This window comes from Psychromonas sp. CD1 (genome assembly GCF_002239585.1).
Lineage (GTDB): Bacteria > Pseudomonadota > Gammaproteobacteria > Enterobacterales > Psychromonadaceae > Psychromonas.
Genome location: NZ_NDFH01000003.1, coordinates 704,049 through 729,148 on the forward strand (window position 1 = coordinate 704,049; position 25,100 = coordinate 729,148).

Genomic DNA, 25,100 nt, shown 5'->3' on the forward strand with positions numbered 1-25,100 from the left:
TTTTATCTCTGTTTATAGACTCTCGGTAAAGTGATTATCACTTCCAAACCTGAGCATTCTCGATTAACTAAATGAAGTGATCCATTATGTGCATGGATAATATTACGCGCGATACCTAAACCGAGTCCATGTCCATGTTCATCATGATGCAAACGCCGATACGGCATAAAAATATTATCTAATTCTTGTTTTGGTATACCCGGCCCATTATCTTGAATAATGATTTGCAATTCATCTTCTGAATCGACTAACTGTACCATAACCTGTGTTCCATATTTGATACCGTTATCGATTAAATTAGTCAAACAGCGTTTCAACGCAAAAGGTTTCCCTCTATAAAGAGCCACTTTTTTATACACCACTTTTATCTTATCGGGCTGTGGACTACTTATCTGTTTTAATAATTTTAAAAGATCTACATCTTGAATATTTTCATGTATATCCGTTTCTTTCACTGTTTGTAAGGCGCCTTTGACTAACATTTCTAAATCATCAAGATCAACATTGAAAGATTCTGTTAACTTATCAGAATCAAGTAACTCGGCACGTAAGCGTAAACGAGTGATTGGTGTTTTTAAATCATGAGAAATAGAGCGAAATAACACTTCTCGATCGCGCAAATATCTCTGTAACTTCTGCTGCATATGATTAAATGCACGTGTTGCAGCAATAATTTCTGATGGTCCCTGTTCTTTTAAAGGTGCTTGATTTAAATTAATACTCATTTCAGATACCGCCAATGCCAATTCTTTTAAGGGTTTAGTTTGCCAAGCAAAAAAGAAATAAGTAAATAATAGTAAAATTAAAGTAGTAAAACACAAAGTCACTATTTGTTGCTGAGAAATTAATGTTTTATTCCCCATTAAATAAGGGGGGGGTAAAATAGTGCCTAAATACAACCATTCATTCGGTGATATCTCAACTTGTATCACTAATATTGGCGGTTTTATTGAAGGAATAATCAATGCGTATGCACCTAAAGATGGGGGCAAATCTTTAAGTAAAATATCATTTTTTATCACATGTAAATCATCCGGATAAGAAAATTCAATACGCAACTGTTGTGATGCTGGAATTCTCCGGCGTAATACACTTTCAATGGTACTGATTATATGTGTTTTTAATTCACTATTGGCAATAGGATTAATTTTTATCTCTTCATGATTTAAAGATACAAAAAAGCGACTGCCTCCTAAATCATGTAACTGTTCTAAAACAAGATAACGATATTGTAACGGTAATTTTTGAAAAAATGAAATGGTGCCTAATGCGTTTTCAGACACATTTTTTGCGTTCAATAATACAGAGACTTCTTCGTTTTTAGCAACTTGATTTATCCAAAAAAAACTACTCATGACCTGTGCACAAATAACCGATAATGTAGTTAAAAGCAACATTCGAGAAATCAATGAGTGGAACATATTAGAAAAATTAAACAATTTCATAAGTGTCTTTACTTTTCAGTACTTACACTGGCGATAAAGAGATACCCTTTACCACGCACCGTTTTAATTATTTTAGGAAATTTGGCATCATCGCCCAAACATTGGCGTAAACGACTTAAATGTACATCGATACCTCGCTCATTCGCAAAAGAATCACGTCCGTGTAACGCACGGCAAATTTCATCGCGTGATATTGGGCGGTCTAAGTTATCCAAGAAAAGTAAGAGTAATTGATAATCGGCTCCGGTTAATGGTCTGAAATCACCATTTATATTTAACAAATGGTGATTTTGAGTATCTAATGTCCAATTCGCAAAGAAAAAATAGCGCGCTTTTATTATTTCTTTATTTTGTGTGCTAACAAAAAAATTACGTCTTAATAACGCTTTGATACGCGCCAGTAATTCACGTGGACTAAATGGTTTAGCGATGTAATCATCTGCACCTATCTCTAAACCTAAAATGCGATCTAATTCATCTGAATTGGCGGTTAACATAATAATCGGCACCATCGACGTTTGCCTAATACGCTGGCAAAGTACAAAACCATCATCACCCGGCAACATAATATCTAAAATAATCATATCGGGGGATGTTGTTAAAAGATGTACATCCATCTCTATTCCATCAGCCGCGGTGATAACCAAAAAATTATTTTTTGTTAAATATTCCGCAAGTAATTCACGAATATCTTTATCATCATCGACTACTAATATTTGTTTTATTTCTGTCACCCGAGAACCTTTGCATACTTATATTAGAGGCTAATTTTATCTTAGTCAGGCCTTATTGAAAAGCCTCTATACTTATATATTTGCACTCAACAAAAATATTTGATTTAATGCTTAATTTTCACTCTAAAAAATAAATTTATACTAAAAAATCAATGAGTTATTTTTTAGTATGTTTTTTTCCTGTTTTTTACACTTGTCAGCTTGAAAATCAATGATAGAATGCGCGCCTTAAAAGCCTCATTTTATTTATCTTTATTTATTATCGACTCACTTCTCTCGTTGATATTATCAACATAAATAGCACTTTTTATAGACGCTGTTTAGGTGTTGCGACTGAGCCTTGAGCGACACGCCGCGCACTACTCTGTTTATACTTTAAGAAATTCCTTAAAGTTTCCCTTTATTTTAGTTCCATTTTATGGATGCCCTTTATACACTAAGGATCCCGTTATGCAAAACGTCTTAAATATTACGCCAAAAGTCTGTATTAACAACTTTCAAGAAATTCCGGTTGTCGATACCCTTTATGATCTAACTCCCGATAGCGTTATGCTCAGTCAAGAGCATTATGAATCAGAAGTACGTTCATATCCCAGACGGATCCCCATTGCGATAAAGACAACGCGAGGCGTTATTGTTGAAGATACAAAAGGCCAAGTTTATATCGATTGTCTAGCCGGTGCAGGCGCTCTACCCCTTGGCTATAATCACAGCGAGATAAATCAAGTGCTTATCAGCCAGCTTAATGCTGGTGTTCCGTATCAAACTTTAGATCTCACCACACCAAGTAAAGATGCATTTATTAAAGCGGTAATGAAATTTTTACCCGCGAGCTTTGCCAAAAATGCACGTATTCAGTTTTGTGGCCCTTCAGGATCTGATGCCGTTGAAGCGTCAATTAAACTCGCAAAAATGTATACTAAACGTAATACGATGATTGCTTTTCATGGTGCATACCATGGAATGACTAATGGTTCATTAGCCTTAACGGGTAGTTTAAGCGCTAAAGAACGCCGAACAGGTTTAATGTCAGATGTACATTTTTTTCCTTTCCCTTATAGCTACCGATGCTCTTTTGGCTTAGGAGGCGAAAAAGGTGCGATGCAAGGGATCCGTTATTTAGAATCAGTATTATGTGATGATGAAAGTGGCATTACTAAACCAGCCGCTATTATTGTAGAGCCAATTCAAGGTGAAGGTGGTGTCATTCCCGCATCTAATCGTTGGTTACAAGAATTACGCAGAATAACAACAGAGCATAATATCTTATTGATTTTTGATGAAATTCAATGTGGTATCGGTCGCTCTGGTGATAATTTTGCATTTCAAGCCTCTGGCATTGAACCCGACATTTTGATTTTATCCAAAGCAATTGGCGGAGGAATGCCAATGTCCGTTATTCTATATCATCAAAAATTCGATTGTTGGAATGCGGGTGAACATACGGGTACTTTTCGAGGAAATCAGTTAGCAATGGCTAGTGGCGCCAAAACATTAGAAATAATTAAACGTGATAATTTAACAGAAAATTCCCGCCTACGTGGAGAACAACTCCGTAATGGTTTCATGCTGTTACAAAAGAAATTTCCACAAATTGGTGATATTCGAGGTCGCGGGCTAATGAATGCAATGGAGATAATAAACCCAACTGCAATAAATACCTTAGATCAAACACAAGCAGACACCGAACTTGCAAAACAAATACAACGCGCAGCATTAGAGCGAGGCCTAATTATTGAAATCGGGGGCCGAAAAGGTGCAGTCTTACGCTTTTTACCACCGCTAATTATCAGTGAAGTTCAAATTGATTTTATACTTAACACTCTTGAAAGTGCATTTTCTTTCGTATTAGGGGATTAAAATGAACTTCACAGAATATTTTATGCACTTAGGCGATAAAAACCGCCCTTTTGAAGACGCCATGGCTTTAACTCACGAAAGTATTAAGCGCTTATTTCAAAATAGTACGATGCCTTATTCCGGCGTTGTACCCCAAACACTTAAAGCCCAACTTGAAGCGCTTGATTTAGATAAAACTCAACCCCTTACGGATGTTATTGAAACAACACATCAACTTATCGCCAAAAATTCTATTTTAGTACAGCACCCTCATACTGTGGCACATTTGCATACCCCCCCACTGATTGTTTCCGTAATTGCAGAACATTTTATTGCAACACTTAATCAGTCGATGGACTCATGGGATCAAGCTCCGGCGGCCACTTATGTTGAACAAATAATGGTAGATTGGCTATGTAAAACGTATCAATTAGGTAACCGTTCTGATGGTGTATTCACCAGTGGAGGGACACAAAGTAATCTCATGGGTTTATTGCTTGCACGTGATTGGTTTGCAAAAAAATATTCTTCCCATAATATCCAACAAGATGGCTTACCTGAGTATGGGTGCAAAATGCGCATCATCTGCTCAGATAAAAGTCATTTTACGGTGCAAAAATCTGCTGCGCTAATGGGTTTAGGTGAGCGAGCAGTCATTACCGTTAAAACTAATGTACAAGGGCAAATTGATTGCCATGCGTTGCAATTGACCATCGACTCACTCAAAGCACAAAATTTATTACCTTTTGCAATTGTAGCAACGGCAGGTACAACCGATCATGGCGCGATTGATGATTTAAATGCTGTGATTAAGATTGCTAAAAAAACAGGTTGCTGGACACATATCGATGCGGCTTATGGTGGCGCTTTAATACTCAGTAAAAAACACAAACAGCGCTTATCAGGCATTGAACTTGCTGATAGTGTAAGTGTTGATTTCCATAAACTGTTTTATCAAACAATTAGCTGCGGTGCACTTTTAATTAAAGATAAAGATAATTTTAAAAGCTTATTACACCATGCAGATTATCTAAACCGTGAAGGTGATGAACTACCCAATCTAGTAGATAAAAGCATTGCAACAACTAAACGCTTTGATGCATTGAAAATGTTTATGACGCTACAAGCTGTCGGTGCTAACACTTTGGGTAAGATGTATGACTCACTGTTACAACTCACCGCACAAGTCGCTGAACTGATTCTCTCTACACCGACGTTTGAGCTTTGTTGCCAGCCACTTTTGTCTACAGTGCTATTTCGCTTAAGCACACAAGGTGATATGAGTGATAGCACCTTTAATCAGCTACACCAAAAAATTCGTCTACAGCTACTTACCAGTGGTGCTGCTGTCATCGCAGAAACAAAAGTAGATGGTAAACTATTTTTTAAATTTACATTGTTAAACCCATGTTTAACAATTAATGATTTTGAGCCTTTATTAGAGAAAATAAAGTCAACCGCAATACAACTACAAAAAGAGGTTTAATTTATGTCTATTTTACAAATTGGTGCAGGTGGCGTTGGTTGGGTTATTGCCCATAAATGTGCACAAAATAATGATGTTTTTGGTGATATTGTAATTGCGTCACGTACTCTTTCTAAATGTGAAAAAATTATTACTTCGATTAAAAATTGTAATAATTTAAAAGATAAGACTAAAAAAATCAGTGCTATCACTATTGATGCTGACAACGTACAAGCTTTAGTCGCATTAATTCAAGAAATTAAACCTGACCTGTTAATTAATGCAGGTCCTCCTTGGGTTAATGTGGCAATCATGGAGGCCTGTGTGCAAACAAAAACCTCTTATTTAGATACCTCTGTTGCCACTGACCTTTGCAGTGAAGGTCAGCAAGTCCCTGAGGCTTATGACCCGCAGTGGGCATTTGCAGAGCGTTTTAAAAATGCAGGGATCACCGGTATTTTAGGCGCAGGTTTTGATCCCGGTGTGGTAAGTGTTTTTGCAACTTACGCACACAAGCATCTTTTTGATGAAATCGATAGTATTGATGTTATGGATGTAAATGCGGGCGATCATGGTCAAAAATTTGCCACTAATTTTGATCCTGAAACCAATATGCTTGAGATCCAAGGCGATTCATTTTATTACGAAGATAAGAAATGGCATCAAGTACCTTGTCATAGTCGTATGATGGAATTTGACTTCCCAGTCGTAGGCAAACAAAAAGTCTACTCTATGGCTCATGATGAAGTTCGTTCTATGGCTGAATACTTGCCCGCTAAACGCATTGAATTTTGGATGGGATTTTCAGATCATTACTTAAACTATTTTAATGTAATGCGTGATATTGGCTTACTTAGCCCAAATCCAATCACAACTGTTGACGGTATTACCGTTGAGCCACTTAAAGTACTTAAAGCTATTTTACCTGATCCTACTTCTTTAGCGTCCGGTTATACAGGCAAGACTTGCATCGGCACTTGGGTCCGTGGTAAAAAAGATGGACAGGCCAAAAGTGTGTTTATCTACAATATTTGCGATCACAAAGAATCTTATCTTGAAGTTGAACATCAAGCAATATCCTACACGACGGGTGTTCCAGCTATCACCGCAGCCCTGCTTTACTTTCAAAAGAAATGGAGTGATAAAGGCTTGTTTAATATGGAACAACTCAACCCAGATCATTTCCTCGAACTAATGCCCCGCATTGGCTTAAGCTGGGAAATACAAGAGCTAGACGCTTAAACTTAAGGTCAACAAATAAGAGGCGCTTTTTTTAATAAAACGCCTCTTATTAATTTCTCCGCTTCATACCTAAATACAGATATCTTTTCATATATAAATTAAAGCTACCTCTGTATTACGTATATTATCAATATCCTTAAGCATATAAAACGATTTAACAAAGCACTAAACTAGGAATAATATGCAACGAACTGCCGCACAATTGAACACACCTTATTTTATGATTGATGAAAGTAAACTCATCTGTAATCTTGAAAAAGCCAAAAAATTAAAAGAAATTTCCGGTGTGAAATTAGTCTTAGCCTTAAAATGTTTTTCAACATTTGGCACTTTTGCAACGATAAAGCCGTATTTAGATGGCACGACCAGCTCTGGGCCCTATGAAGTTAAATTAGGTTATGAAACATTTGGTGGTGAAACACATGCTTATAGTGTCGGTTATTCAAAAGATGATATTGAAGATGTGAAATACATGGCAGATAAAATAATTTTTAATTCACTGTCACAACTCGATGCTCATTTTGATACCTGCCAACAATATGCCTCATTAGGCTTACGTATTAATCCAGAGCGTAGCCATGCAGGGCAAGATCTTGCCGATCCTGCTAGACCTTATTCTCGACTAGGCGTAAAAGCATCATTATTAGAGTTAAGCATTACCGATAAAGTTGAAGGCTTTATGTTTCATATGAATTGTGAGAACAAAGATGTTGATGCTTTTATCGCGATATTAGATCATATCTCTACAACATTTAGTTCGTATCTCGACAAATTAAAATGGTTAAGTTTAGGCGGAGGTATATTTTTTACTTACCCTAATTACCCACTGGAAAAACTCGCACTCGCTCTTAAAAGCTTTGCACAAAAACACCAATTACAACTGTATTTAGAACCTGGTGAAGCCATTATTACCCGTACGACTGATCTAGTCGTTAGTGTTATTGATATTGTTGATAACGAAAAAAAAATCGCTATTGTCGATAGCGCAACAGAAGCGCACCGTTTAGATACACTCATTTATAATGAACCCGCCAGTATTAAGGAAGCCTCTGAGAAAGGGAAATATCCTTATGTCATCGCTTCTTGCTCTTGTCTTGCCGGCGATCAATTTTGTGAAGCACAATTTGATAGACCCTTACAAATTGGTCAAAAGTTACATTTATTAGACAGTGCAGGCTATACCATGGTGAAACTTAATTGGTTTAATGGCTTAAAAATGCCTAGCATTTACTTTAAACGTATCGACGGCTCGATTGAAACACTAAATACCTTCTCATATCAAGATTTTAAAGCAACACTTGGTAAAGTAGAATAAAAGTAATATGTGATCTTTATGATTTTTGTCACACGTTGTATTAAATACTGGTGACAAAAATATTTGCGGCAGAGCGTTTGCCTTTGCTCATAAACACCTCTTGTTTAAAGTTACAATGTAACTTGTTAAGTGTCTAGTAAACTAGGGGAAGTCCAAATTGCTCAAGCAACCATTGCTCTACCATTTGTTGATTAGTTAAAAACTCATATCCACAAAGTAACGCCACATCACATTTCTTTTCTTGAATATTTAAGTTTCGGCATAATAACTGCGCATTGTCATATGTAGCTCTAAGTAAAGAAGTAGTCAGCGCTATTCGCTTTATTTTGAGATTAGATAAATCAGTCTCCCATCGTTTAAGGTGACTATCTATCTGCTGTACGATGGGGTGATCATGGACACTAAGCATGGATCTCTCCTTTCATTTTGATATAACGATCAAACGCACTACCGTCTTGTCGCGTCAAATTCGGCACATAACGCGAGTAGACACGAAAAAGCATGGTTGTGGTGGAATGCCCCATCTGTTGTGCAATCCACTCTGGTGATTCCCCTGCCGCGAGTAATAATGTTGCGTAAGTGTGGCGTGTTTGATAAGGGTTTCGGTACTTCAAATTTAATCGTTTAAGCATAGGCTCCCAAATAACACGGCTAATGGTTTGGTAATTGAAGTGTTTTCCATCCTTTTTACAAAAAACAAATGATCCAAGGTGCTTTGTGGCTTTCATCTGTGCTGCCAGCGCAGAGATAACTCTGTCTGTTAGTTTAATGACACGGTGAGAACCATCATTTTTTGCATCTGTCATTTCACCTTTAACTAGACTTTGATCGATGTAGAGCTGTTTCTTATCTAAATCCACTTTATCCCAATGCAGACCATCAATTTCACCCGTGCGTAATCCTGTTAAGAAACGGACAGTGTAATAGGGCTTGAAGTCGTCTGGTGCGGTATTTATCAAGCACTCTACCTCATCTAATGAAAATGGGTTTACCTCTGTACGGGGTATTTTTAGCGCTTTGATATTTTTCCAAGGCGAGGTAAACTCATAGCGATCGGCGGCTTCGTTCAGCAGCATTCTTAGTGGCGTCATAATATGATTGATGCGTGATGGTGATAAATTACTTTTTGTTCGTGTCTGTACTTTGGCGAGGCCAGCACGGAACGTTAAGATATCTTGTTTTTTGATGGCGCTGATCTTCATTTTACCAAATGCAGGAAGAATGTGTGATTCTAAAATTCCCTCAATGGATTGTTTATGGCTTTTTCGCCACTCAATCTCTTTTTCGTTAAACCACGTTTCAGAAAATGCTTTTAATGTTGGGGCGTCAGTACTGTTAAAGTGATGATATGCAGTTTGCTTGCGCTGTTGAAGCTCTGCAAATTTAGCGACTCTTTTGCTAGTTGGAAAGTATTTACAAAAATCAAACGTATCAAGTGTGATTTCTGCTTCCATGATGGTTAGTAATTTTTCCATACGCTTACGATTTTTAGGGGTATCAAGCAACCTAGTCTGTTCTCTGCACCGAATCCCTTGAGCACGAAACTCAAGCACTAATTTATTACTTCTTACACTAATATTTCCCATAACCTACCTCACATATTAACTGTTAATGTATTAAGTGAAACACCAAGCAACATATCTTCTTCAATGCGCTCCCAGAGGTATAGAATCTTTCTTCCACCAAAAGGGCGAATGTAATGAACACCTTCAAATAAAACAGAGTCTTTTAACTGTTCACGAATTGTTCTTGGATCATATTTAATGCGTTCTGATAATTCAGAAGTTGTCATATATGTGATATTCATAATATACTCTCCTAATAATTAAACTAACTGCCTAAAGGGAACTATGCTCTCCTACAGACCACTCAACTTCATCAACTTTCTTAATCTATTAAAGATACATCCTCTTAGTTTTTTTATATTAAACTCTAAAATTGCATCAATGTGACTTGGGGATGACAATTTTGTTTTTTTACGATGTCTTTGAAATATTATTTTAGATAAAAAAGTCCCTTTTTGACCTTCGCTTTTTCGAGATTAAATATGGCTAACTTCCCCTGTTAATATCTTTTATTGCTCTTAATTTACATTAATCACAAACCAATAATAGATAAAAAAATGTCTCACTCTATTTAGGGATGCATTATTTACTTACGGTTAAATTTAAGTGGGAAGTGACAGAGCACATTGACTTTTTATGTAATGGGGGCTTATATCAATAATAAAGTTGCATTGAATATTTGATCTTATGAACGGATATAATACCAACAGAACTAAAGAAGAGGTCCATCTTGCTTGTTGCATGGCCTCAAACAGCACGTCTACCATCGACGTGTAAACACAGGGATTTTCCAGCGCCGTAAATTTCACTAACTTAACAGACTATAAATGCGCTAAAATAGTCGACTATTCTTAGCTTTGAGGCCTATATATTAATGAGCAGCATCACAACACCAACCAACTTCACCGAACTTGGTCTTATTCAACCCTTGTTAGCTCGATTAACTGAGCTGGAATATCAGCAGCCAACGCCCATTCAAGCGCAAGCTATCCCAAGTATTTTACGTGGACACGACCTAATTGCAGGGGCCAATACGGGCTCGGGTAAAACGGCGACTTTTGCACTGCCACTATTACAGCATATTTTTGTGCAACAGCAGACTGAAAAAAACGTAAGTAATAGTCGCGGAAAAGGCAACTATGTGACAAGCCTAATTTTGGTACCGACCCGCGAACTAGCCAAGCAAGTGGCAGACAGCATTAAATCTTATGCGGTGCATTTTAACGGTGCAATTAAAACCGTGGCTGTTTTTGGTGGTGTATCTTCGAATACTCAAATGCAGGCATTACGTGGTGGCACTGACATTTTGGTTGCAACACCAGGTCGATTACTCGATTTAATTGCAAGCAATGCCCTTAAACTCGATAGAGTTAAATGCTTAGTGCTTGATGAAGCCGATCGCATGTTAAGCCTAGGCTTTACTGACGAACTATCTGCATTATTAACCTTGCTACCAAAGAAAAAGCAAACCTTATTATTTTCAGCAACCTTTCCTGAGCAAGTGCAGGCATTAACGCAAGAATTACTCAATGAACCGGTTGAAATACAATTACAAAGTGCAGATGCTAGTACTTTAGTACAACGGGTTTTCACCGTTAACAAAGGACAAAAAACAGCGTTGTTAGCACACTTGATTAAACAACATCAATGGCGACAAGCGCTTATTTTTGTCAATGCAAAAAAGAACTGTGATCACCTTGCTGAAAAACTGTCTAAACGTGGCATTCTCGCAGAAGTGTTTCATGGCGATAAAGGTCAAGGCGCTCGTAATCGTGTGCTTGAGGCATTTAAAGCGGGCGAGATTAATGTGTTAATTGCTACGGATATCGCGGCACGAGGCCTAGATATCGAAAAACTGCCCGTTGTGATCAACTTTGACTTACCAAGAAGTCCATCAGACTACATGCATCGTATTGGACGAAGTGGCCGTGCTGGTGAAGTAGGCTTAGCATTATCGCTGATTGATCATGAAGATTATCATCATTTTAAAATCATCGAAAAGAAGAATAAAATCAGGCTTGAACGTGAACAAGTAGCAGGGTTTGAATTGACAGAAGGTGATTCCTTAATTGCCACCGACAAACCGATGGCAAAACCTGAAGGCAGTGGTAAGAAAAAGCGCAAAAATAAAGCGCCAATCAATGCCGATATCTGGTTGAGAAATTCTTAACTTGAATAATAAATAATCTAACATTTACGATATACACTCAGAAGTATTACTTAGATTCAAATAATAAGTGATGCACAAACATCGTTGCTTTATTGGGGGGTAAATAAAAAAAGGTTATCTCGTTCAGTACGCGCTCAAAATATGGGAGTATTAGCACAGCAAAGTAGCTTAAGCTTCTCTTTTACCGTTGAAGAAGTTGTTCAATTAGGCTTATTGCCTTTGTCACTTTCTTCACGGAAAGCGACACAAGTCATTGATGAAGTGATGCAAAAAGTCGGTGTTAGTGAATTTAAACACCGGGCTTATCCGAGTTTATCGGGAGGTGAAAAACAAAGAGTACATTTAGCTCGCGTCTTAGTTCAATTATCACAAGCCGGTCAAAAGGCGATTTTAATGTTAGATGAACCAACTTCTGCTTTAGATCTTGCTCATCAGCATAAAATATTAAGCATTGCTCGAGAAATGGCTGAAAAAGGGGCCGCTGTAATTGTGGTTTTACATGATTTGAATTTAGCGGCCCAATATTCAGATCGTATTATGGTACTTAATAATGGCAAAATAGAAGCTGATGGCTCTCCATGGCAAGTACTCACTAAACAAATGATCCTTGCTGTTTACGGTTATGCTTGCTTAGTACAAAAGCATCCTATTAAAGATCATCCTATGATTTATTCAATTAAGTAAAATCGATAGGATCTACATCGATAGACCATTTTACTTTTCTACCTTCTGGTGATTTAGAGAAGATGTCTATTGCACGTTGCAGAGTCTGTGTTATCAATGTGCGATAGGTTGATTGTAATAATAATTGAAAACGATACCTTCCCGCTTTTCTCTCCATCGGAGCCGGAATCGGGCCGAGCAATAACATTTTTTCAGTAATGTTATGTTCGAGGCAAATTTTTATCAATATTTGTCTGCATAGGGTTAAAAAGTTTTCGGCAAGAGTTGCATTTTCAGACTCTGCGCGTAAAAGTGCTTGAAACTGATAGGGCGGTAGTTGTGCAAGTTTTCGTTCACGTAGAGCATTACGAGAAAATTGTGTATAACCACTATTAACTAGCTCTTGTAGTAATATATGCTCGGGGTGGTGTGTTTGTAAGACCACTTGGCCTTTTTTTTCTGCGCGACCGGCGCGACCGGCGACTTGGGTGAAAAGTTGTGCTAAACGCTCACTCGCCCGAAAATCATTGCAAAAAAGTGCACCATCGACGTCAATTAATGCAACTAACGTTACATTAGGGAAATGATGCCCTTTAGCGAGCATTTGTGTGCCAATCAGTATTTTATATTTGCCTTGATGAATATCATTGAGGTATTCATCAAAACTTTCTTTTTTGCGAGTATTGTCTCTATCAATACGTATAACGGGGTCGTCAGGAAAAATGCTTTTTAATGTTTGTTCTAACTGTTCGGTACCGACACCATTAGTGATAAGTTGTGTAGAGCCACAGTCATAACATTGTTGGGGAATAGGCAGCGTTGATGCACAGTGATGGCAGTGCAGATAATTGGCTTTTTTGTGATAGGTATAAAAAGCATCGCATCGCGTACATTTTACTAACCAACCACATTCATGGCACATTAAAACAGGAGAGAATCCGCGTCGATTTAAAAATAATATGACTTGATTATTTTTTTGTAAATGGCGACGCATCAATTCAATAAGTTGAGGTGATAATCCCGATTGTAATGGTAAACCTGCAAGGTTAATTAAACTGCTTGTTGGTGGTTTAGCAAGCCCGGCGCGTTGCGTTAAATGTAGATGCTGATATTTCCCTTGTAAGGCGTTATGTAATGTTTCTAATGCTGGTGTTGCAGAGCCTAGTATGATGGGGATATTTTCCATATGTGCGCGTTTAATGGCAAAATCACGCGCGTGATAGCGAAAACCATCTTGTTGTTTAAAAGATGCATCGTGCTCTTCATCTAAAATAATTAAACCTAAATTTTTTATATCGCTAAAAATGGCACTGCGCGTACCAATAATAATGGCGGCACTACCTTGCTTGGCGTGGCACCAAGTATCAAGTTGTTGGCGTGAATTAAGGCCTGAATGTTTTAAATAAATGGGTAGGTTAAAGCGCGCTTGAAAGCGTTGTATGATTTGAGGTGTCAAACCAATTTCAGGAACGATGATCAGCACTTGCTTACCCATTTTTAAAATAGGCGTTAAAATATTAAGATAAACTTCGGTTTTACCGCTTCCTGTAATTCCTTCTAATAAAAAACAGTTAAATTCTTTGTTTTGTTGGTTAACCGCTGTAATCGCAACGGCTTGCTCGGTACTTAACTGTGGTTTATCTTCACTTTCTTGTAAGTTTTTTGACCAGTTTAAGTTGTATTCTGGCTGTTTTGCAATACATTCAATAAAGCCTTTTTCTTGCAATATATTGAGGGTGTTTCTAGTGATGCCTTGCGCCTTTAAATGTGTAGTGCTTAAGGGGTTTTGTTTTAATAAAAGCAGGGCTTGGTATTGTTTTTTAGCGCGTTTCACCTCAGAAATATTTAGGTCACTCGATAATAAATGCCAGTATTCTTGCATTTTAAACGTGGCTTCTTTACCTTTACGTAAGGCACTTGGTAGTGCTTGTTGCAATACGTCCCCAAAGGGATGTTGGTAATATAAAGAAGCCCAATGTAATAAATCCCACAAATTAGAGCTGAGTAAGGGCTGTGTATCGAGTAATTCTATAATGGGTTTTATTTTTGTTAGATCATGGGCTGTATTGTTTGTTGTACTATAGATAAGCCCAATCATTTCTCTTTTGCTACCAAATGATACTCGTACCCGTCGTCCGACAAGGCTTATTAAGCTATTTGGAGCGAGATGCAGAGGCAATTGATAATCGAATAACCTGCGCAAAGGGATAGGCAAAGCGATCTGACAAATGATGGGTTTAAGCATAAGTTGATTTTTATAAGAAAAGAATGATTGTAGCGCTTTTATGCTTTGAGGGGTATTTAATCTCTTTTTTTAATGCCGTGGGATCGAACCAGCAACCAGAGATAATGCATTGTTGCCAACACAGAGCATGCAACACTAGCACTATGCCACGACCGTTTCTTAGAATTATCAAAAAACTTCAATACATAACTCGGACCCAATACACTTCGGGTGTTCATGTATCTGCGCAATATATTAAAGTATACTAAATTATTATTAGCCCAAACAGATTTTTAATTTCAAAATGTTAGTTCTGACTCCGCAAGAATGATGAGGTCGTGGAATATGACTGCAGCGGCAAACTACTCGTAATTCCGTAAAGGCTTTCTGAAAACAGCGGGAACACCCTTGTTGCTGTACCCACACAGAACAAAATTTCGAAAGCGGTCATGCAATGAAAAACGTCGGTAATTTATTCTCAAACCTACCCGTTGGCAACTATGATCCTGAGTTTACTTCTTCTCCCATCCCCCAGTTCTTTATGGGTGATTTCATGTAGACCAGTCAGTGTCTCGCAAACTGTGGGTGCGCGAGTGGGCGAGCATGCGCGCGACCACATCAAACGCGCTTTATACATATATACATATACTGTATTTGCCATCATTCCTTTTGATTCAACTTATCTTTGTAAAGCAATGTATTCCAACGATAAGTTTCTCTTCATCTAGAGTTCTAGTTATAAACCACCAGCTGGTCATATTTAAGGTGACTGGAATCTGGTATCTTAAGCAGGTTGGTGTTGTCTGGCAATGATACTTAAGATATCTTAAAATGAGGGAGGGCGAAAGTTTTTTTACTAAACGCTGGTGTAGGCAACAATTTGTGCACTCTTCGTTTAAAAAACAAATAACCTTTTAAAAAACCTTCATGTATTCATTAAAATAAAAAAAGGCACCTAAGTGCCTTTTTACTTTATCATAGCGATCGATTTAACTTAACAGAGATAACAAAGAAAATACTGAAAGAATAATAATGATGCAATGCCACTAATCACCACCCAAATCAAATCAAATTTAAAACTAACCAAAGTACAGACGATAGCCGCCAACACTTTCGGATTCTGTAGATTAAATTCCATATGCTCACCCGCACCCAATATAGATACGGCAATAATAGCAGGAAGTACGGTAACTGGCACAAAACGTAATGTCTTTTTAAAACGCTCTGACATATTAAAACGACCCGCTAAACCTATAATTGAAAAACGGATAATAAAAGTAGCAATCACCATACAAACAGTAATTAGCATATAGGTATTTAAATTAATATGATGCATTACACAATTCCTTTCCTTGAGTGTTTAAGTTTTCTTCTTCTTTATCTTTTTTAATACGTTGAATATCTTCTTCTTTTTGCATAGCTTCTGTCGATAAATCCATACGATATCCAGCAAAAACACCAATGCAAGCTGCAATAACAAGGCCTAATGAATACGGCAAGTCTGATAATAAAATACCCGTAATCGTTGCAACAATAGCAGCGGTAATACATTCTCTATTTTTAACTTGTGGGATAACAATTGCGATAAACGCAGCTACCATCGCAAAATCCAAACCATAATCTGCAATTTCAGGGAAAGAGCTACCCACGATAGCACCTAAAAAGTTAGCCAGAACCCAAGTAAACCAAAAGCCACCCATTGCACCTAAATAAAACCAGTGTCTATCTTTTTTATTCAACTTCATTTCATCTATTGTTGCCGCATACACTTCATCCGTTAATCCATAAGCCATTAACGCACGCATCGGGAAGGAATAGTCTTTCATATATTCAGCCATTGAAGCGCTGTATAAAACATGGCGAAGATTAATAATAAACGTGGTTAACATAATAATTAAAATGCTACCTGAAGATTGTATTAAGCCGAGTGCCACCATTTGCGCGGAGCCTGCAAAAACAGTAAACGACCACAATGTACTTTGGGTTATGGACATGCCCACACTAATACTGATTGCACCAACTATAAAAGAAAAAGGGAAACCACCAACACATAAGGGTGAGATGGCTTTTAATCCCATTAAGAAATATTTTTTATTCATATCAATACCTGTTATTCGATTTACATTGCGACTGCAAATTATTTTACAATGACCAGATGCAAATTATTTTGCAATTGTATTACTGTTTTTTCTAGGGTTCAAGGTATTTTGTTTGTAATACACAATTTTATTTGCGCTGGATCACATAAATAGCGGCGTACTGCTATTTTTAAATTTTCCAATTGGTTGATTTATAAGCGAATAAAAAATTAAATCGAATTGTAGCAAATATATTTGCAACTTGTCTTGCAAATATATTTGTAAGTAGTACAGTCTCGCTGTCGCATTACTCATCTAGGAAATATCATGAAACAAATTATTACAGCAAACAGTGCTCCCGAAGCCATTGGTCCATATTCACATGGCAATAAATTCGCCAATCTTATATTCACTTCAGGTCAGCTTCCTGTCTGTAAAGAAAAGGGTTCGGTTGTCGATGGAGGTATCGTTGCCCAATCCCACCAATCATTAACCAATTTAAAAGCAGTGCTTGAAGCTGGTGGCGGCAGTCTAGAAACTGTTTTAAAAACAACATGTTATCTTTCTGATATAAACGATTTTGCGGAATTTAATAAAGTATATAGTGAATTTTTTAGCACTGAATGTCCTGCTCGCAGTTGCTTTGCAGTAAAAGATTTACCGTTAAATGTAAAAGTTGAAGTCGAAGCAATCGCTTATTGTAAATAACAATAAATAATTTGAAGGGGATCAATATGAAAACACAATGGCAACAATACATTAACATTCTCAAGTCTGTCGTGAAACCTGCTTTAGGTTGCACAGAGCCTATCGCCGTTGCTTATGCGTCTGCTGTCGCAATGCAAATGTTAGATGGCGAACCAGAAAAAATTACAGTACAAGTTTCTGATAATCTGTATAAAAACTCAATGGGTGTTTTTGTTCCTGGAACCGGACAGATCGGTTTACGTATTGCCGCATCTGTTGGTGCGTTTGCAGGCGATCCCCTCGCAGATTTACAAGTATTAGAAAATATAACCAATACCGATGTCGAGAAAGCCCAGACACTTATTGATGCAAATAACGTTGAAGTCTCACGTATCGATGTAGATGAGTTTATATATTGTCTTGTTGAAATTAAAGCGGGTAATAATATCGCTATTGTTGAAGTAAGCGGTGCACATACACAAGTTATTAGCAAAAAATTAAACGGTAAAGTTGTGTTCACGAAATCAACGGCGACAAACGCATCGACCGCATCTATCTGTGATGGTGTAGATATTACAGTCGAAGGTATTTATAACTTTGCAATGCAGGCGCCTTTTGCAGATATAGAATTTATTTTAGAGTCTGCAAGATTAAATTCTACCCTAGCAGATGAAGGTTTAACCAATGACTATGGCTTGAAAATTGGTCGTATTATACAAAAAAGCATTAAAGATGGATTTATGTCTGATGACTTGGTCAGTAATATTTTAATGCATACATCTGCGGCATCTGATGCTCGAATGGGTGGTGCATCTTTACCTGCCATGAGTAATTATGGAAGTGGTAATCAAGGTATTGCAGCAACTTTACCTGTCATGATAATGTCTAAACATTGTGGTCATGGCGACGATAAACTTGCTCGCGCACTAATACTGAGTAACTTAGTCGCCATTTACATTAAATCTTATTATCCACCACTGTCAGCATTTTGTGGTAATACAGCGACAAGTTCTGCGGTTGCGATGGCAATGGTGTATCTTATGGGCGGTGATTACAAACAAAGCTGTTATGCAATTCAAAATGTACTGGGCGATTGTACAGGTATTATCTGTGATGGTGCTAAATCAACCTGTGCGTTGAAAGTTAAAACAACAACAAGCAGTGCAATCTATAGTTCAATGCTAGCAATTAATGCCACAGGAACCACTGATCAAGGTATCATTGCCGATAATGTTGAACAAACGATTCGCAACTTAGGTAAATTAGTGACCATTGGCATGCCGAAAACAGATGCGATTATCATTGATATTATGTCGGCATAATAAACAGATGAAAACATCTGTAAGCACCTAATTTATATACTTATTTATTTACTTGTTGATGTCAATAATAAACCGCTTTATAGTAAGGTGGTTTATTCTTTTATAGGAAAATAAATCGTGCACCAATTAAGCCAAACTGATCTTGATATACTAAACGCAATGAGAAATGTGGTGGATGGTATTGCCGCTATGTTCGGCAAGCATACCGAGGTATTATTACATTCTCTTGATGTCAGAAACACATCGATAATAAAAATAGTCAATGGGAATATCACGGGTAGAAGCGTTGGGGCTCCTATAACTAATGTCGCTTTAATGAAATTAACAGAAGGCAGGGATGTATCTGCTTCTTATTTAACAAAATCCCCAGATGGAAAAAGCTTGCGCTCAATAACCACCATTATTCGAAATGCCGATAATAGACCCATTGGTTTATTATGTATTAATAGCAATCTTGATGCACCTTTTCAATCTATGATGCGCGCTCTACTACCTGATATCATGCCTGTACAAGAATGCAACCATTCACCCGAAACTTTCGCACTCGATCATGAGGAGCTAATGCAAAGCTCAATTAGAAGTGTACAAAATAAAGTGATGCAAGATAACAATATTTCTATGCAGAAAAAAAATAAAGAAATCGTTGTCGCTTTAAATGAATTAGGTATCTTTGATTTAAAAGATAGTATTAGTAGCGTTGCCAAAAGTCTAAAAATATCCATTCACAGTATCTATCGTTATTTACGGAATATAGAAAGTACAAAAAACATATTACATTTACAATAATATTCTATAAATTTCCATTTGGCTTTAAAGATAAAAAAGCACGTTTAAAGCCAAACAAAATAAAGTTAAAACAACTCGATGCTCTAAACACTCTTTTTCAAGCATATAAAAAATACGATGCATCATAAACCTTCCTTTTGAATGGCGATAAATATGTCTTGCAGACTTGCCTTCGTGATAATACCCAACGTTTGTGCTTCTTCTAAATACTGGCTCTTAAGTAACCATTTTGTCATCGCAAACCCAGATTGGATCCCAAGTGGAGACATTTTTCTCACCCTATCATGTAGCTCAGCCCCCCCCTCTAATATAAAATATTGCTCCTGTAATGTTTCAATTTCGGTATATAATGCCATTTTACCTTGCTTAAGAATCAAAACATCGGTAAGTAGATGTTCGATTTCATTAACTTCATGGCTAGCTATAATTAAAGATCGAGACCCTTCTTGAAACCAAGTAATCAAATGTTTATAAAAAGTATCCCTATATAACAAATCTAAACCCAATGTTGGTTCATCTAATATTAAGACACGCGTATCGGTCGCAATTATCAACGCTAAATGTAATTGCACACGCATGCCCTTGGATAGGGTGGCAATATTTTGAGACATTAAGATATTAGTATCTACTAATATCTCCTTGGCTTTAGCAATATCAAAACGAGGATGAACACCTTGGCTATAACGTAATATTTGCGCCACAGTCATCCACAAAGGCAATACATTTACATCCGAAATATAAGCAAGATGTTGCATTAACTGCGCACGCTTTTTACGGGGATCTAAAGCACAAACAGTAATTTTACCTTGATACGATAGCGCACCTAATATCGCACCTATAAGAGATGACTTTCCAGCACCATTATGACCTAACAAACCAAGGATCTGCCCCTCTTTTAGAGTAAAAGAAACGTTATCTAAAGCCAACGTAGACTTATATTTTTTACTCACTTTATTAACATCAACTAATATTTTCATTTATCGCTCTCAATCTGCTTTTTTAATGCTTTAATAAAAGTACATAAAGGCATATCAATACGCTTTAACGTAGCAACTATTTGTGGGATCTGCTCTTCTAGAAAGAGTTGTTTTTTTTCTTTTTTTAATTTTTCAAGGGCACCACTTAACACATACATCCCTTGCCCTCTCTTTTTTTCAACTAATTTTGCATCCACCAATAATTGATACGCCTTCATCACCGTAAGATGATTTATTTTCAAATCTAAAGCAACGCACCGTATAGAGGGTAGTGCCCCCCCCTCAGGCCAAATTCCTTGTAACATTTGAGTTTCAATTAAATCTTTGATTTGATGAAAAATCGGTTGTTTATTATTCCATTTCGTCACTGTTATACCTATCATGGTGATATACTCAGGTATAACACTATAACAGAAGAGCAATGCTGAACAAGTATTTTTATACCTCAATGGTGATATACTCAGGTATAACACTATAACAGAAGAGCAATACTGAACAAGTATTTTTATACCTCAATGTCAGCTTCCATCACAAAGTTAACGAGATAAATCGACGGCTAAAATCTGAGTTTGCATAGAAAAGCAGTGCCTTATTAAATAAATGCTTTTGATATATCCTCGCATTTAGTTTTCTTGTATTATTCCACTACCTATGCAATCACTTTAGCCATATCGAATATAAAATATGATGCCTTTACATTTAGTCAATAAATTACCCGTCGGTGCAAAATATATGTTGCTATCCGCCTTTGCTTTTGCGCTGATGTCCAGTTGCGTAAAATTAGTCAGCACCTATGGGATCCCTGTTTTTGAAATTATCGCTGCGCGCGCCATTGTGTCTTTAGTAATAAGCTATACCGATGTGAAACGTAAAAGAATTTCTCTTTGGGGAAACAATAAAAAATTGCTTATTTCTCGCGGTCTCTCGGGCACGTTAGCATTATTGTGCATTTACTATGCACTGGCAACTTTGCCTTTAGCAGAAGCAACTTTATTACAATATTTATACCCAGTTTTCACCTCAATCCTCGCCATTATATTTTTACATGAAAAAATACAACGCTCGACTATATTATGTATCTGTTGCTGTCTATTAGGTTTACTTTTAATTGTAGAAACCGGCAGTAACCAAGCGTTACCTATGTTCAGTGTGGGTATTGCTATAGTAGGAGCTTTCGGTAGTGCAGTGTCTTATACACTAGTTAAACGCTTAAGTAATAGTGAAGATAGCTCGGTTATCATCTTTTATTTTCCACTCATTGCATTGCCAATATCCGCTCTTTTACTGGGTAATGATTTTGTCCTGCCGAACACGCAAGCACTCTTATTATTATTATTTGTCGGTGTTTTCACTCAAATTGGACAAATAGGCCTAACCAACGCAATGAAAACCGAAGATGCCAGTAAAGCCACTGCTTATTCTTATGTACAAGTCATATTCTCTATTACTATCGGCTGGCTATTCTTTAATGAAAGCCCTTCGTTGTCGACATTAAGTGGGGGCCTTTTCATTGTTGCAGGTGCCTTGATTAATGTATTTTATAAATCTAAAAAAACTTAAAATAATGACGTTAGATACTTTATATACAAATAAATATTGTGAATACAGTACACTAAGCGTGATACAAAACAATTTGTTATTATTGCCCCCTGGCACCTTTAAAGGAAGAAATTTTGGCACAACTCTACTTCTATTATTCAGCAATGAATGCTGGTAAATCAACGGCCCTTTTACAATCGTCTTATAATTATCGTGAGCGAGGCATGAATACATTAGTACTAACACCCGCTATCGATAATCGAGCAGGAGTCGGTAAAGTCGCATCACGAATAGGGCTAGAGTGTGAAGCTCAAGCCTTCTGCTCCAATGATAATTTAGCCAAACTTATTGAAACCGTACACAAACAACAACAACAACATTGTATTCTTCTTGATGAAGCTCAATTCCTGACCAAAAAACAAGTGAAAGAATTAACTTATGTTGTAGATATACTTGGGATCCCTGTTCTGTGTTATGGTATTAAAACGGATTTTCAAGGTGAACTTTTTAGTGGAAGTCATTATTTGTTAGCTTGGGCAGATAAACTCATCGAATTAAAAACAATTTGTCACTGTGGTCGAAAAGCCAATATGATTTTACGACGCGACAGTCAGGGTAACGTTATCAGTGAAGGTGCCCAAATAGAAATAGGGGGTAATGAAAGCTATGAATCCGTTTGTCGAAAGCACTTTCGAGATGTAGTTTGGGATGTTAAATAACATTTTAGTCCCATCCAATTCTATAAAACCAATCTACATATATGTGTTGGTAATCCCCCCGAAAAATAATCGAAGTCAAAAGTAGAATTTTCTCGTATGATTTAACTCAGGAGAATTTTCATGAAAAAAGCACATTTTAGCGACAGCCAAATTTTATCGATATTAAAACAAGCCGAAAAAGGTGTACCCATTCCCGAATTATGCCGAGAACACGGCATGAGTAATTCAAGCTTTTATAAATGGCGAACAAAATATGGTGGCATGGATGTATCGTTGTAACTTAATTAGATGTATTAACGTGTCATTTGATGCGTTTTTTATATCAGTTTAGAGGGTCCAAAAAATGTTAGATAAAATGCGCGCCAGTTCGCAAGGTGTTGTCGCTAAAAGTATATTAATTATTATTATGTTGTCATTTACTTTAGCGGGTGTTGGTGGTTATTTAGGGGGAGGTAACACTTCTGTTTCGCTTACTGTTAATGGTGATGAGATAAGTAAAGCCAGTGTAGATCAAGAATATAAAAATGAACGCTCTCGTTTAGAACAACAATATGCAGAACAATTTGATGTGATAGCGGCTAGCCCTAATTTTACAAAACAAGTTCGTGCCCAAGCAAAACAAACTCTGATTTCTAACTTATTGATATCTCAAAGCATTCAAGAGATGGATTTACATGTTGGTAATGAGCAAATTAAAGATGCCATCCGCCAAATGCCAGAGTTTCAAGTTAAAGGTGAATTTAATAATGCGCAATATCTAGCTTTATTACGCCGAGCGAATTACACGCCTGCAATCTTTAGCCAATTGATAAAGCAAGATTTGTTACGTCGTCAATTTTTAAATACATTAGTGAATAGTGAATTTATATTACCTATTGAAGTGGATAGTGCAAGTAAATTACAAGCACAGGAACGTGTTGTTCGTGTATTGAATATATCCGGTAGAGACTTCCCGGAAACAACGCCTATATCAAAACAGGATATACAAACATATTATGATCTAAACAAACAAAGTTTTCAGTCTACTCAAAAAGTAAGTATTGATTATGTTCTTTTAGATGCTAATAATTTAAATACGAAAGTTAAAGTCAGTGATACGGAAGTAAAAACTTATTATAAAGAGCACAAAGGAAATTACCAACGTGCAGAGCGTCGTAAGGTTGCCCATATACTGATAAAAGGGCAGTCGCCTGTATCGCTTAAAAAAGCGCAAGCCATTTTAATTGCATTACAAAAAGGTGCTGATTTTTCCGTATTGGCAAGCACAAAATCAGAAGATACATTATCGGCAAAAAATAAAGGTGAACTAGATTGGTTTGAACGTGGCGTTATGGATCCTGATTTTGATAAAGCCAGTTTTGCATTAACCTCTAAGGCGCCATTATCAGGTTTGATTAAGTCAACGTTTGGTTATCATATTATTAAATTGTTGGCTATTCAGGAAAAAGAAACATTACCTTTTTCTCAAGTAAAAGACCAAGTATTCAATACAATAAAGAAAGAAAAGACAGATGAAAATTATTATGCGTTGCAACAAGAACTTCGTGAAGTTGCTTTTGAAGCTCCGGATAATTTAGATGAAGCCGCAGGTGTATTAAATATGAAAATACAGCATACGGCATTATTTAGTCGAGATAATGCACCTGTTTTATTACAAGATAATGCTTTATTAAACATTTTATTTGATATTGATTTTAGAGATGAAGGTTTAAACTCAGATGTTTTCGAGCTTTCGGATAAAAGTTCCATTGTAGTGCGGATCAGCGAATTTAAAGATGCATCAACAGAGCCTCTTAGTAAAGTTTCTGATACTATCAGTACATTATTGAGCGAGCAACGTTCACGTACTCGAGCATTTGATTTTACATTAAAAGTATTAGATAAACTTAATAAAGGTGAAGCAGTAACGCCACTATTAAAAGGGAAAGCATTACAATTTAGTAAACGATTAACCTTATCTCGTTATAGTCGTGAAATTAATCCTCAGGTTATACAAAAAGTTTTCGCATTAGCAAAACCTAAAACCGATAAAGTAACGTATGGTTGGGTATCAACAAATGATACGGGTGCGACAGGATTCTCTATTATTGCTTTATCTAAAGTATTAGATAAAGAGAGTGCTGAAACAATGCCTGGATTAAAAGATCAATTACAGATGATGTTAGTGCGAGGTGCTTCAGATGCGACGTATCAAGCATGGTTAGCACAATTAATGCTAAATGCAGAGATTGAAGAAACCTCTGATAATTAATTTTAAGTTATTACAGTCAGAGAAGGCGCTATAGGTATTCTTTTAAAGCATAAAATGATGCATTTAATTAAAAAAACAA

Annotated in this window: 22 protein-coding genes and 1 pseudogene; 13 read left to right on the top strand and 10 right to left on the bottom strand. The window is 36.8% G+C overall.

Annotated features, from left to right (window positions below):
• Positions 1-2: 2 nt before the first annotated feature.
• Positions 3-1,445, bottom strand: coding sequence for an ATP-binding protein (locus B8W84_RS04730; RefSeq protein WP_094752139.1), 1,443 nt, complete (start codon positions 1,443-1,445; stop codon positions 3-5).
• 8 nt (positions 1,446-1,453) lie between these two features.
• Entirely contained in the window at positions 1,454-2,179 is a 726-nt protein-coding gene (locus B8W84_RS04735; protein WP_094752140.1) for a response regulator, read from the bottom strand.
• A 450-nt stretch (positions 2,180-2,629) separates the two neighbouring features.
• On the opposite strand from B8W84_RS04735, the gene B8W84_RS04740 reads away from it, so the two are divergent.
• The 4 genes from B8W84_RS04740 to nspC all read left to right on the top strand — a co-directional run bounded on the left by B8W84_RS04740 (position 2,630) and on the right by nspC (position 8,040).
• Positions 2,630-4,039, top strand: coding sequence for a diaminobutyrate--2-oxoglutarate transaminase family protein (locus tag B8W84_RS04740; RefSeq protein WP_094752141.1), 1,410 nt, complete (start codon positions 2,630-2,632; stop codon positions 4,037-4,039).
• Between the two features lies 1 nt (position 4,040).
• A complete protein-coding gene (locus B8W84_RS04745; RefSeq protein WP_094752142.1) occupies positions 4,041-5,504 on the top strand; it encodes a pyridoxal phosphate-dependent decarboxylase family protein in 1,464 nt (487 codons plus the stop codon).
• A 3-nt stretch (positions 5,505-5,507) separates the two neighbouring features.
• A complete protein-coding gene (locus B8W84_RS04750) occupies positions 5,508-6,725 on the top strand; it encodes a carboxynorspermidine synthase (protein ID WP_094752143.1) in 1,218 nt (405 codons plus the stop codon).
• Between the two features lie 181 nt (positions 6,726-6,906).
• Entirely contained in the window at positions 6,907-8,040 is a 1,134-nt protein-coding gene (gene nspC, locus B8W84_RS04755; RefSeq protein WP_094752144.1) for a carboxynorspermidine decarboxylase, read from the top strand.
• A 133-nt stretch (positions 8,041-8,173) separates the two neighbouring features.
• Here the strand turns inward: nspC and B8W84_RS04760 are convergent, their stop codons facing one another.
• From B8W84_RS04760 to B8W84_RS04770, 3 genes are read right to left on the bottom strand one after another with little or no spacing between them, the layout of a single operon-like run.
• A complete protein-coding gene (locus tag B8W84_RS04760; protein WP_094752145.1) occupies positions 8,174-8,449 on the bottom strand; it encodes a hypothetical protein in 276 nt (91 codons plus the stop codon).
• On the bottom strand, positions 8,442-9,626 hold the full coding sequence (locus B8W84_RS04765) for a site-specific integrase (protein ID WP_094752146.1): 1,185 nt from the start codon (positions 9,624-9,626) through the stop codon (positions 8,442-8,444). Before B8W84_RS04765 ends, B8W84_RS04760 begins: the two co-directional genes overlap by 8 nt.
• Positions 9,627-9,634: 8 nt before the next feature.
• Positions 9,635-9,847, bottom strand: a complete 213-nt coding sequence (locus B8W84_RS04770) for a hypothetical protein (RefSeq protein ID WP_094752147.1) — start codon at positions 9,845-9,847, stop codon at positions 9,635-9,637.
• A gap of 632 nt (positions 9,848-10,479) precedes the next feature.
• On the opposite strand from B8W84_RS04770, the gene B8W84_RS04775 reads away from it, so the two are divergent.
• Both B8W84_RS04775 and B8W84_RS04780 read left to right on the top strand, forming a co-directional pair.
• Entirely contained in the window at positions 10,480-11,775 is a 1,296-nt protein-coding gene (locus tag B8W84_RS04775; RefSeq protein ID WP_094752148.1) for a DEAD/DEAH box helicase, read from the top strand.
• An 84-nt stretch (positions 11,776-11,859) separates the two neighbouring features.
• Positions 11,860-12,459 (top strand): ATP-binding cassette domain-containing protein, encoded by a 600-nt coding sequence (locus B8W84_RS04780; RefSeq protein WP_257797914.1) that lies wholly within the window; start codon positions 11,860-11,862, stop codon positions 12,457-12,459.
• Here B8W84_RS04780 and priA read toward each other — a convergent pair.
• The 3 genes from priA to B8W84_RS04795 form a co-directional block, all read right to left on the bottom strand.
• On the bottom strand, positions 12,452-14,683 hold the full coding sequence (priA, locus tag B8W84_RS04785) for a primosomal protein N' (protein ID WP_094752150.1): 2,232 nt from the start codon (positions 14,681-14,683) through the stop codon (positions 12,452-12,454). The genes B8W84_RS04780 and priA overlap by 8 nt on opposite strands.
• 973 nt (positions 14,684-15,656) lie before the next feature.
• A complete protein-coding gene (locus tag B8W84_RS04790; RefSeq protein WP_094752151.1) occupies positions 15,657-15,998 on the bottom strand; it encodes an AzlD domain-containing protein in 342 nt (113 codons plus the stop codon).
• Entirely contained in the window at positions 15,985-16,761 is a 777-nt protein-coding gene (locus tag B8W84_RS04795; RefSeq protein WP_094752152.1) for an AzlC family ABC transporter permease, read from the bottom strand. The genes B8W84_RS04790 and B8W84_RS04795 overlap by 14 nt, the downstream gene beginning before the upstream one ends.
• 306 nt (positions 16,762-17,067) lie before the next feature.
• Here B8W84_RS04795 and B8W84_RS04800 point away from each other — a divergent pair, with 306 nt between their 5' ends.
• The 3 genes from B8W84_RS04800 to B8W84_RS04810 all read left to right on the top strand — a co-directional run bounded on the left by B8W84_RS04800 (position 17,068) and on the right by B8W84_RS04810 (position 19,535).
• On the top strand, positions 17,068-17,448 hold the full coding sequence (locus B8W84_RS04800) for a RidA family protein (RefSeq protein ID WP_094752153.1): 381 nt from the start codon (positions 17,068-17,070) through the stop codon (positions 17,446-17,448).
• Positions 17,449-17,474: 26 nt separating this feature from the next.
• Positions 17,475-18,749 (top strand): L-cysteine desulfidase family protein, encoded by a 1,275-nt coding sequence (locus tag B8W84_RS04805; protein WP_094752154.1) that lies wholly within the window; start codon positions 17,475-17,477, stop codon positions 18,747-18,749.
• A gap of 117 nt (positions 18,750-18,866) precedes the next feature.
• The gene (locus tag B8W84_RS04810; RefSeq protein ID WP_094752155.1) at positions 18,867-19,535 is read left to right on the top strand and encodes a helix-turn-helix transcriptional regulator; all 669 of its coding nucleotides are present in this window, start codon (positions 18,867-18,869) and stop codon (positions 19,533-19,535) included.
• A gap of 122 nt (positions 19,536-19,657) precedes the next feature.
• Here the strand turns inward: B8W84_RS04810 and B8W84_RS04815 are convergent, their stop codons facing one another.
• Complete coding sequence (locus tag B8W84_RS04815) at positions 19,658-20,512, bottom strand: ABC transporter ATP-binding protein (RefSeq protein ID WP_094752156.1); 855 nt, start codon at positions 20,510-20,512, stop codon at positions 19,658-19,660.
• Positions 20,509-20,880 carry a GntR family transcriptional regulator gene (locus B8W84_RS04820; protein WP_094752157.1) on the bottom strand — a complete coding sequence of 124 codons (372 nt, stop codon included), beginning with the start codon at positions 20,878-20,880 and terminating at the stop codon, positions 20,509-20,511. Before B8W84_RS04820 ends, B8W84_RS04815 begins: the two co-directional genes overlap by 4 nt.
• A 319-nt stretch (positions 20,881-21,199) precedes the next feature.
• On the opposite strand from B8W84_RS04820, the gene B8W84_RS04825 reads away from it, so the two are divergent.
• The 4 genes and pseudogenes from B8W84_RS04825 to B8W84_RS04840 all read left to right on the top strand — a co-directional run bounded on the left by B8W84_RS04825 (position 21,200) and on the right by B8W84_RS04840 (position 25,021).
• Entirely contained in the window at positions 21,200-22,072 is an 873-nt protein-coding gene (locus B8W84_RS04825) for a DMT family transporter (protein WP_180706055.1), read from the top strand.
• Positions 22,073-22,185: 113 nt separating this feature from the next.
• The gene (locus B8W84_RS04830) at positions 22,186-22,770 is read left to right on the top strand and encodes a thymidine kinase (RefSeq protein WP_094752158.1); all 585 of its coding nucleotides are present in this window, start codon (positions 22,186-22,188) and stop codon (positions 22,768-22,770) included.
• Positions 22,771-22,890: 120 nt separating this feature from the next.
• A pseudogene (locus tag B8W84_RS04835) lies at positions 22,891-23,046 on the top strand (transposase); the annotation flags it as partial.
• 67 nt (positions 23,047-23,113) lie between these two features.
• Positions 23,114-25,021 carry a SurA N-terminal domain-containing protein gene (locus B8W84_RS04840; RefSeq protein WP_094752159.1) on the top strand — a complete coding sequence of 636 codons (1,908 nt, stop codon included), beginning with the start codon at positions 23,114-23,116 and terminating at the stop codon, positions 25,019-25,021.
• Positions 25,022-25,100: the final 79 nt, after the last annotated feature.